The following is a 12,978-nucleotide window of genomic DNA, read 5'->3' on the forward strand; positions in this document are numbered from 1 at the left end:
AACGGTAACTAGTCGGAGGGGCTAGTGCCTGTGGAGAGTGAAAAATCCGTTGAATGGTAACTAGTCGGAGGGATTAGTGCCCGTGCACGTAAAAAATCAGTTAGTTCTGGTAGTCTATTCCCTATTAGTAATTTGATATAATAGACATAAGAATTAAACGATAAACTTGGGGAAGGGAAAAATTATGCCATTAGAAATTGTTCGTAACGATATTACGAAGATGAAGGTAGATGCGATTGTGAATGCTGCGAATACATCGCTTCAAAAGGGTGGCGGTGTATGTGGGGCTATTTTTCGTGCGGCAGGTTCCAGTGAGCTACAGGAAGCATGCAATCAAATCGGTAGCTGCAAGGTGGGAGAGGCCGTTATTACTGATGGGTTTAAGCTGGATGCAAAATACATCATTCACACTCCAGGACCGACTTGGAAAGATGGTACGAATCAGGAAGCAGCCTTGTTAAAGGAATCCTACTCTAACTCTTTGGAACTAGCAAAGAACTATCGATGTGAATCCATTGCCTTTCCGTTGATTTCAACTGGCATTTATGGCTATCCCAAGGAGGAAGCCTTACAAATTGCTATTTCCACCATTAGTTCCTTCTTATTACAACAAGATATGTATGTTTACCTAGTTGTTTTTGACAAAAGTTCGTTTGGTATTAGCAAGAAATTATTTCAATCGATTGATGAATATATCGATGAGAATTATGTTGATGAAGCCGTTATCACTTTTAATCGAAATAGACAAGAACCATATGTGTTAGAAGATTTGTTTGAGGATGAACCCACTCAACACGAGATATTTAAGGAAGCAGAGTATTCCTTAGTAAATATGTTGGATCAACTCGATGAGTCTTTTTCTGAAAGATTGTTACGATTTATAGATGAAAAAGGTATGACGGATGTGGAAACGTATAAACGGGCCAATATTGACCGGAGATTATTTTCTAAAATCCGGAATGGCGTTGATTATACTCCAAAAAAGAAAACGGCCGTTGCGTTAGCCATTGCACTTGGATTGTGTTTTGAGGAAACGTTGGAACTGCTGTCTGCAGCGGGGTTTACATTGTCACGAAGCAGTAAATTCGATGTCATCATTGAGTACTTTATCCAGCAGGCTAACTACAATATCTATGAAATCAATGAAGCGTTATTCGCTTTTGATCAACCGTTACTCGGTGCCTGAAATGTCGCTTTCGGAGCGACCTTTTCTTTTTGAAAAATTGTTATCCTTTGTTTATCAACTAACGGAGGATGATAATTTATGAAAAAGAATGTAACTGAATTAGTGTTTATTTTAGATAGAAGTGGATCAATGGCAGGACTCGAGGCGGATACGATTGGCGGTTTTAATGCAATGCTTGCGAAGCAGCAGAAAGCAGAAGGAGAAGCCATTGTTACTACCGTATTATTCGACCATCAATACGAATTATTACACGATCGAATCAATGTAAAAGGCATTTCTCCTATGACCGATGAGGATTATGAAGTTAGGGGCACGACTGCTTTATTAGATGCCATTGGCTTTACGATTCAAAAAATCGTGAATGTCCAAAAGAAAACGAGTGAAGAGGAACGAGCAGAAACGGTTCTATTCGTGATTACAACGGATGGAATGGAGAATGCCAGCCATGAATTTACAGCTGATAAAATTAAAAAAATGGTTCAACATCAAAAGGAGAAGTATGGGTGGGAGTTCCTGTTCCTAGGAGCTAATATTGATGCGGTGACAACGGCCGCCAAATTTGGAATTGAAGAGGACTTCGCCGTGGATTACCATTCGGACGAGGTTGGAACGCAATTAAATTACGAAGCGGTAAATGAAGCAGTAAGCAATCTTCGCAGCGGGAAAAAGATTGAACGGAACTGGAAAGAAGGCATTGAGAGGGATTATAATCGCCGTATGAGGAAAGAATAGTTTTAGATTTTAAGGAAGCATGAAGAGTGCTTCCTTATTTGCGTTTTTTAAAGCTCATTTCGTTAAAAGTTATTGCACTCTTTACTTAATTTTTTAATATAAATAGAACTTTTGACAAGGTTAATGAATTTAAGTTCAACTCGGTCTGGACCTGAGGCAACTTTTGACAAGTTCTATGATTTAGGGGTGGATGAAGGACAAAAAGAGATAGATTCAGATGAAAAATGTCTTTCATCGGGTGGATGAAGGACAAAAAGGGATAGATTGAGATGAAAAATGTCTTTCATCGGTTGGATGAAGGACAAAAAGAGATAGATTGAGATGAAAAATGTCTTTCATCGGGTGGATGAAGGACAAAAAGGGATAGATTGAGATGAAAAATGTCTTTCATCGGGAGAATGAAGGACAAAAAGAGATAGATTGAGATGAAAAATGTCTTTCAATCAGGGGCAACTCTGTGCAAACCTGGATCAACATCTGATAGGTTGGTTAATTCAAACGAAACTAGTCTGAGATTTGAGAAAAACACCCTCCAAAAAAAGAAAAGAAGGTGATTACACCTTCAAAATAGTTTTAGTCAGTATGTTTTAAGTCCTCTGAATCGTAGTGGTTGAGAAGTTTTTAACCATTTTTTGCAGATTTTTATGACCTTCTCTTAATCTTATTGTTTCTTCAATAATTTTTTGGAATCCTTCCAAATCCCTATCAGTTGCATATAACAATGACTTCGGTAGACCTTCGACGATTTGTTGCAGGGATAAATCCGTTGCCAAGGATCATGACCACCTTTCAACTTATTCGTTAGACGTCTGTTCCGCCTGCTTTACTATTTTTATAACGAGTATGTTTTTTCCTGCAATCAAGTTATAAAACTTATCTACAGGAATCTGCAAATTTTATTAGGAAAAGTAAATTTATTTCTTTTTCGGACAAAATAAGACGGTAAATCAAAAGCTGTTCTTACGATTTGTAGAAAATTATTTCTATTATAACCTGTCTCATTTTCTATTATTCTCAAATATAAAAGGTGAAAGGTTGATTTTTTTCCCAACAATGAAAGGAGTGGTTTAATAGAAAAATATGCCAAAAGAATCAATATTAATAGATTCTGAATTGTTAAACTATTAATAACATCATGGGTTGGCTTCAATAAATCTGTCAGGAGGGAAAATAATGGAGCGACACGTACGCTTGATTCCGTACCAAGTGATTGCAGAGGTTGAAGAAGTAACCGAGGTGCCAAAAGGGGTAGATATGATACAGGCCCCGAAAGTGTGGGAGAAGACAAAGGGTAAGGGAGTCATAATTGCTATACTTGATACCGGCTGTGATATGACTCATCCCGACTTGAAGGACCGAGTTATTGGCGGAAGAAATTTCACGAGGGATGACAAAGGCATTAAAGAGGTGTATCGGGATTACAATGGTCATGGCACCCATGTGGCTGGTACGATGGCAGCGACGATCAATCAAAAAGGGGTTGTTGGTGTAGCTCCTGAGGCCAATCTATTAATTGTCAAAGTCCTTGATAGAAACGGATCTGGCCAATATGAATGGATCATAAATGGGATCTATTATGCCATAGAACAAAAGGTTGATATTATTTCCATGAGCCTTGGCGGTCCCGAAGATGTTCCTGAATTGCATGAAGCAATTCAAAAGGCAGTAGAAAATAATATCCTTGTTGTATGTGCGGCAGGCAATGAAGGCGATGGGCAGGATTCAACCGATGAATTTGGGTATCCTGGATCATATAATGAAGTCATTAGTGTAGGGGCTATTAATTTAGAGAGACAAATTTCTGATTTTACTAATTCGAATAATGAAGTGGATCTCGTGGCTCCTGGTGAAAATATTCTTTCTACTTATTTAAAAGGAAAATACGCAAAGCTCAGTGGAACGTCGATGGCCACACCACATGTATCTGGTGCTTTAGCCCTCTTAAAGGCACTTACGTTCGAATCGTTTGAGAGAGAGTTAACAGAGACTGAACTATACGCGCAATTAATTAAGAGAACGGTTCCACTAGGTAATTCTCCAAAGATAGAGGGGAATGGAATGGTGTATCTAACGACCGCGGATTATTTAGCGGGTGTTTTCGATAGAAAGCAAGTAATTGAAGTGATGAAGGTTTAATAATAATATTAAATAAAACAGTGCCGAGGGTTTTCTTTGGCACTGTTTTTTGTATAATTATTACACTTTTGTGAAATCTAGTTTTGCTATCAGCATTCAAATTACATTAATGATATAATAGGTTTGTTATTTATCATTAAAATTTTCCTTGCAACACTAACGCAAATACCCACGTTTCTTTTACCATATTAAATTGAATTTACCCGTTTATTTCCTGTCTAGTAAATCATAACTTACCCTTCATTAATTATTGTTTTCCTTCATGGTTAGATACAATGTAAATATAGAAAGGGCATTTTGTCATTATCTTTATACGGAGTATACTGTCAAATAAGAGAGGTAAGACAGTTTATTTAGTTTATTTTAAATTAATATTGGAGGTTTTGGTTATGGAAGAAAAATTAGATAAAATTCTTTCAGAGTTGGAAAACAATAGTAGTTCTATTCAAAATCTGGAGAAGAACCAAATGGATGTTCTTTATCGAATCGTTCATCTTAAAACAGGACAAGAAGAATTAAAAAAAGGTCAAAATGTATTAATAAAGAATTACGCAGAATTAAGCGCTGACCAAAAGATACTAACAAGGAATTATGAGGAATTAAAGGTTGACCAAAAGGAATTGAGAAAGGATAACCAAGAATTAAAAAATGGTCAAATGGAATTAACAAGGAGGCAAGCTGAGTTTACAATTGTGCAAAATGACTTAAAAAGTGGACAAAAAGAATAATCTAATCAGGTTGGGAAATTGGAGTCAGGTCAAGGAGAAATGAGAAATGACATAAAAGAATTAAGAGCAGGTCAATCTGAAATTATAAATATTATTAAGCATTCTACTACAATACTAACAGAAAATTTAACTCATTTCCGTAAAGATATGAGGCATTTAAATCAGATGTGAATGCTGATATTGAATTGCTTTTCAATGAGGTTGCGAGCGTAAAGAGAAAGGTGAGTAAACTAGAGCAATCTAAAAATAAATAATTACAAAAACACATATGAAAGGAATAATGAAGAAAATGAAACTAAAAGAAAACGTTAAAAATGTGCTTGAACTTGTCCAATCAGATTTGAAGGCAAAAACATTTCGATCAGATTATCCTGTTTCGGAAGATTTAAGGGAGGTAATGGTAAATGAATATATTCGAGACTTTATGATTTATGCGATTGATGAGTATTACCATGATGAGAATATTTCACTTCTGAAGGAATTGGTAGATGACCTTCAACCTAGTAAAGAAAAACACAAAGGATTACTGGACAATCTCTTTTGGTGGGACTTATTATATCAATCGACGCGTAAGCCTAAGTTGAGATGTATGGATGATTATATAGCACAAAAGAACCATATGCTGAGAAACAAGCCCTTCATTACTTCTTGGTTAAAAGAATGCAATCGTGCAGCTCCTAAGTTCTATTATGTCGGCCATACATATAATGATCATGCATTTGTTGCGATTGACGTTTTGGCGGAAGAAACAATGGATGTTGTCATATATGATCCGACCGCATGCCCTGTTAAAAAGGGAGAATTCATCGCAGGGACCCTACTTCCATTAGGTGGCGGATTATTTTTCCCAATCGTTGACTTTTACCATTTTGACTACCAAGCAAGAGAAGCAATGGCCAGCTGCATCCATCATCATTATGAAAAATATTTAGAAACATCTACCTTACATGAGGCGTTTATTCATGTCCTTTCAGTCATGTTGCAAATAGAAAAGATCATCTCTAAAGAGCAAGCCAATGCATCCTCGGTAATCTAGTCACTCTGAATAAACCCCCTATTTATTTCTCAAATAATTATTTCACTTCAGATATTGCAGTAATTAAGTAGAATTCAATTAAAAATACCCTTATAATAAAAAAATGGATGGTGAGCGGAATGGAAAAACAGATTCTAGAAATCTTAAAAGAACTACAATCCGGAATTAAAGAATTACAAACAGATATGAAAGTCGTACAAACAGATATGAAAGTCGTACAAACAGATATGAAAGAATTACAAACAGATATGAAAGAATTACAAACAGATATGAAAGAAGTAAAAACTGATTTGGTAGAAGTAAAAACTGATTTGGTAGAAGTAAAAACTGATTTGGTGGGAGTAAAAACTGATTTGGTAGAAGTAAAAACTGATATGGTAGAAGTGAAATCTGATATCCGGGAGATTAAAGGAACTGTTAATAGAATTGAAACTTCCCAAGCTGAGGACGTAGTAGGAATATTGAAGACGACTAAAAAGAAAACAGATTTCGAAGTGGATTATATAAATAACAGGTTAACAGAAATGGACAAGCGATTGTTTAATGTTGAAAAGCGAATCGAGAATTAAACCGTAAAAGCTCTGGTGGTTACTAGGGCTTTATTTTTTTGTAAGAATTCTTTTGTTTACTATAGCAATAATGCTATTGTAATATATCTAAATATTCTATATAATACTATTTATTATTTAATGGTTAAGAATTTGAGGTGAAAGAAGTTATTCATTTACTAGTTTGCTAGGAATGGAGACTCTTGCCAGCACTTCTAAATTAACCAGAATTGTTGAAATTATCTTATACTACTAGGGGGGACTATCTTTGAAAAGTTTATGGAGAAAATGGAATCAGCTTAGTCTAGTCAAACAAATTATTGTTGGTTTGATTATTGGGATCATCCTAGCCGTATCTATTCCAGATGTAGCAAAACCAGTGGTCATTTTTGGCTCATTATTTGTTGGTGCTTTGAAAGCAATAGCGCCTGTATTGGTTCTTTTCTTGGTTATGTCTGCCATCGCTCAGCATAAGAGTGGTCACAAAACCAATATGAAATCTATCATCGTTCTTTATCTTTTAGGCACCTTTTTAGCTGGTTTCATTGCGGTTGTGGTTAGCTTTATGTTCCCAGTAAGTTTAACTCTCGGAAAGGGTGCGGAGGATGTTACGGCTCCTGGCGGTGTTGTCGAAGTCCTTAAAACTTTACTTCTAAACGTAGTAGATAACCCAGTAAAAGCAATTTTTAACGCAAACTATATCGGCATTTTAGCATGGGCGGTACTTCTTGGATTGGCTTTGAAGAATGCAGCTGATACGACCAAAACGATGATTGCTAATTTTTCAGATGCTGTTTCGAAATTGGTTACATGGGTAATCCGATTCGCTCCATTAGGCATTATGGGTCTAGTATTTGACTCAATTACTACAAATGGAATCGAGTCTTTACTTAGTTATGGGAAATTGCTAGCTGTATTGATTGGCTGTATGCTCCTAGTTGCTCTAGTGGTGAATCCAATTATCGTGTTTGTAAATATCAGACAAAACCCATATCCACTTGTGTTTAAGTGTTTAAAGGAAAGTGGGATTACAGCATTTTTTACACGAAGCTCAGCTTCTAATATTCCTGTGAATATGAAATTATGTGAAGATTTAAATCTAGATAAGGATACATATTCTGTTTCGATTCCGCTAGGTGCAACGATCAATATGGCTGGTGCAGCTGTTACCATTTCTGTTTTAACTCTTGCAGCGGTTCATACACTTGGTATTCATGTGGACATTCCTACAGCGATCATCCTAAGTGTTCTGTCTGCTGTATGTGCTTGTGGGGCTTCAGGTGTTGCTGGTGGTTCCTTATTGTTGATCCCACTTGCATGTAGCTTATTCGGAATTCCCGGGGATGTTGCCATGCAGGTCGTTGGTGTAGGATTTATTATTGGAGTTTTACAGGATTCGTTTGAAACGGCCCTTAACTCTTCAACAGACGTACTTTTTACAGCAGCAGCTGAATTCAAGAAGCAGCGTAAAGAAGGAAAGAACATTCGTATTCAAAAAGCTTCATAATGAAGGACGAGAAATGACGTGTGAATTGGCACACGTCATTTTTTTATTGCGTTCAAGAAGAGAATAGGATATTTATGGTAAAATGAGGAAAAGGGGGAGGGAAATTTGAGAATTAAAAGACTTGCAATTGGTAGTGCGATCATAGTATTAGCAATAATCTCAACTAAATATTACTTTAATGAGAATTATGTGAAAAAAGTTCCTTTATATAAACAGACTGACTTTCATACAGTAAATAGTAAAGAAAGTTGGGGATTATTTAGAAAAGAATTGAAGGTTTCAAAGGAAAACGCAAAAATTGAGGATTTCCAATTAATCCTTGATAAGAATAACCGTATCTACTCAGTTAGGTTTGATTTAGTTGACAAAGTAGAAGATAAATATAAAGTTTATCACTATAGCAATTGTTTTTCTTGTGAAATAAAAGAAGAAAATCAAGTCCACATTAGCAAAAATACGGTAAGCGAATGGATACAATATGATAAAATGGTGGATGCCATTCGATTTTTTGCAGCACTCGATATGTTAAATCAAAAAGATTTCTTTAAAAATAGTAATTTTGAATATAAATTAATCGTCTCATCTGGTTGGACTGAAGAAAGATTAGTGAAAGGAGATTATTACCTTCTCAAGAATAAGAAACTTCAAAAAGTAGATAATACAGTACCTCAAACAGTATCTTCAGGCTTTAACTTGCAAGTAATAGGTAGTGAACGTGCTGAGAATTTTAGTACAGACATAGATACAACTAAATTTGTGTTCATTGATAGCTACATAGAGTAGTAAAGCTGGAGAAGGACTTAGAATTTTATCAAAGTTATTAAAAGGACGTGATTCAATTCCACGTCCTTTTACAAAAAAGGAATAAAATTACTTAATCATTTGCTAGAGTAACATCTTTCCTTGGTTCCGATTCAGTTGATGAATTTGATTATTTTATGTTTTCGTAGTGCTCATTGAACACTTTAAAAAGCCTTTCATCCCCGCCTCGGTCAGGATGGAGGGCTTTCAGCAGTTTCTTAAATTCTTTTTTAAGTGTCTGGCTGTTCGAGTCTTGTTTCTTCAATCCTAACAATTCATCATAGGGAAAAGTACTTGGTTTGTTGACTTCAATCTGTTCGTTAAGCAATTTTTTTAAGGTGCGTACCTTTGATTGTTCAATATGTATTCGGGTTTTTAAATAGTCTAATTGCTCGGTAAGGTTGCGGTTTTCACGATGTGACTGTTCTACTTGGGTAGTAAGCTGAGCGGCATGCTTATGAATAATAAATTCAGTAAGATCTTTAACGTTAATTTTGAAGGTATTCTTTCTTCTGTGGGCTATTTCGGCCTTAATTTTTCCTTCCTCAATCCACTTCATTACTTCATCGTCACTTGCGGCTATGCCAGCCGAGGTTAAATGTTCAGCAGCTTCTTTTACGTTTAACATAGTTTCCACTCTCTTTTTTTAATTCTTTAGGAGCATTCTCAAAATATCATATCATTAATTTTTTTCAGAAAAAGAACAGGAGTGTGACATTAAGTTAAAGTCTGTTTACAGGTGAGTGACCTAATTTTTTAAAAAAATGCACACTTTTTAATATTCATCATATAGTAACTTCTGTGTGAGATTGTTAGAAGGGAAGAAAGAAAAATGGATCGTAATCAATTAATAGTTTCAACTAAAAGCGAGTACAAAGAAGGGGATAATGGATACAAGATCATTGAATGTAATGTATCCGATCCAACTGAAAGTTTATTTTCTGTGGTCACTCCTATTAAAAAGCAATAATATGAGAGAGAAAGTAAAGGATGGAAGGAAGCTCGCTATTTGAAGATAGTGGGCTTTTCCTTTCTGTTATTTTATTTTTTATGTTAGCGGATTGCGGACAAGATACTAAGGATATCACTGTAAAGGAAGTATAATGAAAGTAGATATTAAGAAAGAGTGGGATATTGATGAGTATTAAAGAAGATGTAATTAGAATAATTAAAGGTTTACCTGAAAATGTATCGTTAGAGGATATTTTGGAAGAACTTCAGGTTATAGCAAAACTTGAAAAGGGACTTCAAGATCTTAATAATGGAAAAGCTGTTTCACATAATGAGGTCAAGGAGAAAATATCAAAATGGTTGATTTGAGATGGTCTAAGTCAAGGAATCAAGGCGTCGGTCACGTAGGAGCCGTCTACGTTCCCAAAACAAGGAGGAAACAAGGCCGTCGGTCACATAGAAGCTCCCTACGTTTCTAAAACAGGTTGGAAACAAGGTCGCCGGTCACATAGAATCCCTCTATGTTCCTAAAACAGGCAGGATGTAGGGCCACCTGTCACAAGAGAGTGTTTTTATGCATATAAATATTACTTAGGTTTGGCGTGAACGTTCAACCTCCTTATCCAGAAATAACAAAAACTTCTGATGTGCTTTAGGGTTGGTAATGATTTTTTTTACACGAATCGTACTTTGCAAATACTTTCTCACACGTCGATTGACGAAAAATAATCGATGATATCGCTCATCCTCGTATAGTTGTTTAAACCACGCTTGCCCCTTTAATAGCTCAATATTCTTATCGATTTTTTGAGTATTTAATACGATGCCGCTTCCTGAACTAATGAATAAACCCTCAACAAGATGTAATAAAAAGTGTAGGAACATGGTTTTCCTCTTTCTTTTCCTAATTAGGATTTCCAAAGTATTTAGATCCTTTGTTACTATCATTTTACATGTTGGAAAAATTTAAACCATGTTTATATAAGTATAATTTTGTTAGTACCAAAGCAGTAATATGCTACGACCTTATTACAATTTTGTCCATTAAAGGTTCAAAATGTCATTCTTAACCATTATGATAGATAAAAATGTTTCGAATGACGAAAGGACGAGCCAATGGAAGAACTGATTAATTTAACTAGAAAATTAGCAGAAAAGAGAAATGAGTATTGGTTACATGATGTGGTTTTCACATACCAGTGGTGGTTATTACTTGGTCTTTCCATTTTGCCGTGGATCCTATGGTGGAAGCTCGCGGACAAAAAAAGAATCATTGAAATTCTGCTATATGGCACCGTCATCTCTCTTTATTCCATTTTATTCGATGATATTGGATCCCATTTTACGTTATGGATTTATCAATATCAATTGATTCCGATCAGTGCACGATTAAATCCGATTGATTTAACCGTGATGCCTATTACATATATGATTGTTTATCAGTATTTTAAAAAGTGGAAGTCTTTTTTTATTGCCCAGACCATTTTGGCAGCGGGTGCGACTTTTGTAGCGGAACCAATTTTTACATGGATGGAAATCTACAAACCATTAAATTGGGAATATTTCTATTCGTTTCTCATCTATATCCTCTTAGGGGTAGTGAACAAATGGTTTGTTGAAAGGTTGCTCTTTGTGGGGGACAGTCCCCCAGAGCGTTAATGCGTTACTGCGCCGGGGGACTGTCCCCAATATTTTCCCCAATAAAGGTTTGCATGTCATTTGATAGGGTTGCTGGTTCGGATGGGTACCAGTAGTAGGTTTTGCCGTCATACATTAGGTCAAACATGTAAGCTATTGGTTCTCCTGTGTAGAAGACCATTTTATAGTAAGTAGGATCTCCATTTTCTGTGTTTGGCTCGAAGTTGGGGGAGTATTGACTATTTCTTAGTATTTCTAAGAAGCGGGAAACCTGATCAGGATTGTTTATGTCCATTATTCGTCTGTTATCATCTATGGTAGCGGCTTGATAGATTTCGATTTTATTTACTTTTTCAAGCGGCAGATCTTTATAGTTCCATTTGTTTTTTGTGTGTTCTCTTGAGTAATATAGTTGGTATTCATGGATGGCACGTGTTGATTTCACAGCTATTACATGTGGATACCCTTTAACTTTAAAAATGTCTGTTCCTTTTTCATGGAAGGCAGCATCTCCGTCTTTCACTTTATATTCCGGGTCTGAAACATTGTCTGCGACTCTGAATTTCACCTCTCCGACTCTTTCACCAATGTACTTTTCATCTGATAAGACCCCTGAATAAATCCCATCGTACATGGTTCCATCCCACTTCACAAAATCTACCCAATCAATAACGGTATGTTGGTTCGTTCCGCAGCCTACTAAGAAAATAATAACAAAAAGAAAGAGACTTATTAATTTCCGCAAATTACCACCTCCACATTAATAGACGTTTCAATGAAGCATTTGTTTCAATCTAAACTTACAATAGCCTAAGAAAGAAGGAAAAAGGTTTTTTGATGTCGTAGTATAAGAGTGAGGAGCAATCCCTATAATGCTACCAACGAAAAGGGGTTTTTTGAGATGTATGAACTTAAAACAAAAGAAACCGACAACAATGTCATTGAGTTTATCGAACAAGTCGATCATCCTAAGAAACGTGAGGATGCTTATCAATTATTAGATATATTTACAGAAACTACGGGCTATCAAGCAAAAATGTGGGGACCGAGTATTATTGGATTTGGTTCGTACCATTATAAATATGCATCTGGTCATGAAGGAGATGCTCCACTAGTAGGTTTTTCTCCTCGTAAGGCAAAAATCAGTTTGTATTTCGCCCCTTGTATAAATAAGCGAGAACAATTACTTAAAGAATTCGGAAAACATACAACAGGTAAAGCGTGTGTGTACATTAACAAAGTGGCGGATATTGATGTTGAAGTGTTAAAGGAATTAATAAAGGAATCTGTTGCATTTTTGCAAGAAATGTATCCGGGAGAATAACTTTGTACAGTAACAATTTTTTAATACTACGGAGAACTAGATGAAGAAGATGTTTTGTGCCTCTCACTTTTCTTATAGTTAAAGAAGCAGTTCTTTCAATGATTGTTATTGTGAAATGGTCCATTGTGCGAAAACTAAATTTGGAGCATAGCCTAATCGAAAGTAAGCAAACTAAAACCGTGGGTGCAAAACCAAAAAAGTTGGCACACTTATTTGGAAATAACTTAGGGTGGTGAAAAAATGGCAAAAAATAAGAATAGCAGGAATAAGGCTCTACCAAAAGCGGACGTAGAATTTGCTAAAGAAAATGCAAATGGCCTTGAAAAGAAAGCATTAAAAGCGCAAAGAGATGTAAATAAGTAAAAATATAAAGGGACAGATAACTGTCCCT

The 12,978-nt window shown here is 35.8% G+C and carries 17 protein-coding genes; 13 read left to right on the forward strand and 4 right to left on the reverse strand.

Annotated features, from left to right (window positions below):
- The first annotated feature begins 184 nt into the window (after positions 1 to 184).
- Positions 185 to 1,186: a macro domain-containing protein gene (locus tag AC3A54_RS06010; protein ID WP_487653738.1), complete on the forward strand. Its 1,002-nt coding sequence runs from the start codon at positions 185 to 187 to the stop codon at positions 1,184 to 1,186.
- A gap of 78 nt (positions 1,187 to 1,264) precedes the next feature.
- On the forward strand, positions 1,265 to 1,918 hold the full coding sequence (locus tag AC3A54_RS06015; RefSeq protein ID WP_487653739.1) for a vWA domain-containing protein: 654 nt from the start codon (positions 1,265 to 1,267) through the stop codon (positions 1,916 to 1,918).
- Between the two features lie 587 nt (positions 1,919 to 2,505).
- Here AC3A54_RS06015 and AC3A54_RS06020 read toward each other — a convergent pair.
- Complete coding sequence (locus AC3A54_RS06020) at positions 2,506 to 2,691, reverse strand: hypothetical protein (RefSeq protein WP_487653740.1); 186 nt, start codon at positions 2,689 to 2,691, stop codon at positions 2,506 to 2,508.
- A gap of 400 nt (positions 2,692 to 3,091) precedes the next feature.
- Between AC3A54_RS06020 and AC3A54_RS06025 the strand changes: the two genes are divergently transcribed.
- From AC3A54_RS06025 to AC3A54_RS06050, 6 genes are all read left to right on the forward strand, one after another.
- Positions 3,092 to 4,054 (forward strand): S8 family peptidase, encoded by a 963-nt coding sequence (locus AC3A54_RS06025; RefSeq protein WP_487653741.1) that lies wholly within the window; start codon positions 3,092 to 3,094, stop codon positions 4,052 to 4,054.
- A 389-nt stretch (positions 4,055 to 4,443) separates the two neighbouring features.
- Positions 4,444 to 4,782 (forward strand): hypothetical protein, encoded by a 339-nt coding sequence (locus AC3A54_RS06030; protein WP_487653742.1) that lies wholly within the window; start codon positions 4,444 to 4,446, stop codon positions 4,780 to 4,782.
- A gap of 289 nt (positions 4,783 to 5,071) precedes the next feature.
- Positions 5,072 to 5,818, forward strand: coding sequence for a hypothetical protein (locus AC3A54_RS06035; RefSeq protein WP_487653743.1), 747 nt, complete (start codon positions 5,072 to 5,074; stop codon positions 5,816 to 5,818).
- A gap of 119 nt (positions 5,819 to 5,937) precedes the next feature.
- Positions 5,938 to 6,387 carry a hypothetical protein gene (locus AC3A54_RS06040; protein WP_487653744.1) on the forward strand — a complete coding sequence of 150 codons (450 nt, stop codon included), beginning with the start codon at positions 5,938 to 5,940 and terminating at the stop codon, positions 6,385 to 6,387.
- A 247-nt stretch (positions 6,388 to 6,634) separates the two neighbouring features.
- Positions 6,635 to 7,873, forward strand: coding sequence for a serine/threonine transporter SstT (sstT, locus tag AC3A54_RS06045; protein WP_487653745.1), 1,239 nt, complete (start codon positions 6,635 to 6,637; stop codon positions 7,871 to 7,873).
- A 105-nt stretch (positions 7,874 to 7,978) separates the two neighbouring features.
- Entirely contained in the window at positions 7,979 to 8,656 is a 678-nt protein-coding gene (locus tag AC3A54_RS06050) for a hypothetical protein (RefSeq protein WP_487653746.1), read from the forward strand.
- Between the two features lie 148 nt (positions 8,657 to 8,804).
- Here the strand turns inward: AC3A54_RS06050 and AC3A54_RS06055 are convergent, their stop codons facing one another.
- Entirely contained in the window at positions 8,805 to 9,302 is a 498-nt protein-coding gene (locus AC3A54_RS06055; protein WP_487653747.1) for a J domain-containing protein, read from the reverse strand.
- 204 nt (positions 9,303 to 9,506) lie between these two features.
- Between AC3A54_RS06055 and AC3A54_RS06060 the strand changes: the two genes are divergently transcribed.
- Positions 9,507 to 9,644 carry a hypothetical protein gene (locus tag AC3A54_RS06060; protein ID WP_487653748.1) on the forward strand — a complete coding sequence of 46 codons (138 nt, stop codon included), beginning with the start codon at positions 9,507 to 9,509 and terminating at the stop codon, positions 9,642 to 9,644.
- 167 nt (positions 9,645 to 9,811) lie between these two features.
- Positions 9,812 to 9,994: a hypothetical protein gene (locus AC3A54_RS06065; protein ID WP_487653749.1), complete on the forward strand. Its 183-nt coding sequence runs from the start codon at positions 9,812 to 9,814 to the stop codon at positions 9,992 to 9,994.
- 222 nt (positions 9,995 to 10,216) lie between these two features.
- Here the strand turns inward: AC3A54_RS06065 and AC3A54_RS06070 are convergent, their stop codons facing one another.
- Positions 10,217 to 10,510 carry a hypothetical protein gene (locus AC3A54_RS06070; protein WP_487653750.1) on the reverse strand — a complete coding sequence of 98 codons (294 nt, stop codon included), beginning with the start codon at positions 10,508 to 10,510 and terminating at the stop codon, positions 10,217 to 10,219.
- Between the two features lie 231 nt (positions 10,511 to 10,741).
- Between AC3A54_RS06070 and AC3A54_RS06075 the strand changes: the two genes are divergently transcribed.
- Positions 10,742 to 11,284, forward strand: coding sequence for a CBO0543 family protein (locus AC3A54_RS06075; RefSeq protein ID WP_487653751.1), 543 nt, complete (start codon positions 10,742 to 10,744; stop codon positions 11,282 to 11,284).
- A 4-nt stretch (positions 11,285 to 11,288) separates the two neighbouring features.
- Here AC3A54_RS06075 and AC3A54_RS06080 read toward each other — a convergent pair whose 3' ends face one another.
- Entirely contained in the window at positions 11,289 to 12,008 is a 720-nt protein-coding gene (locus AC3A54_RS06080) for a hypothetical protein (protein ID WP_487653752.1), read from the reverse strand.
- Positions 12,009 to 12,164: 156 nt separating this feature from the next.
- Here AC3A54_RS06080 and AC3A54_RS06085 point away from each other — a divergent pair, with 156 nt between their 5' ends.
- Positions 12,165 to 12,587: a DUF1801 domain-containing protein gene (locus tag AC3A54_RS06085; RefSeq protein WP_308079348.1), complete on the forward strand. Its 423-nt coding sequence runs from the start codon at positions 12,165 to 12,167 to the stop codon at positions 12,585 to 12,587.
- A 240-nt stretch (positions 12,588 to 12,827) separates the two neighbouring features.
- Positions 12,828 to 12,950: a hypothetical protein gene (locus AC3A54_RS06090; protein WP_308079347.1), complete on the forward strand. Its 123-nt coding sequence runs from the start codon at positions 12,828 to 12,830 to the stop codon at positions 12,948 to 12,950.
- The last annotated feature ends 28 nt before the right edge of the window (positions 12,951 to 12,978 follow it).

The organism is Neobacillus sp. Soil_C_43 (assembly GCF_057656715.1).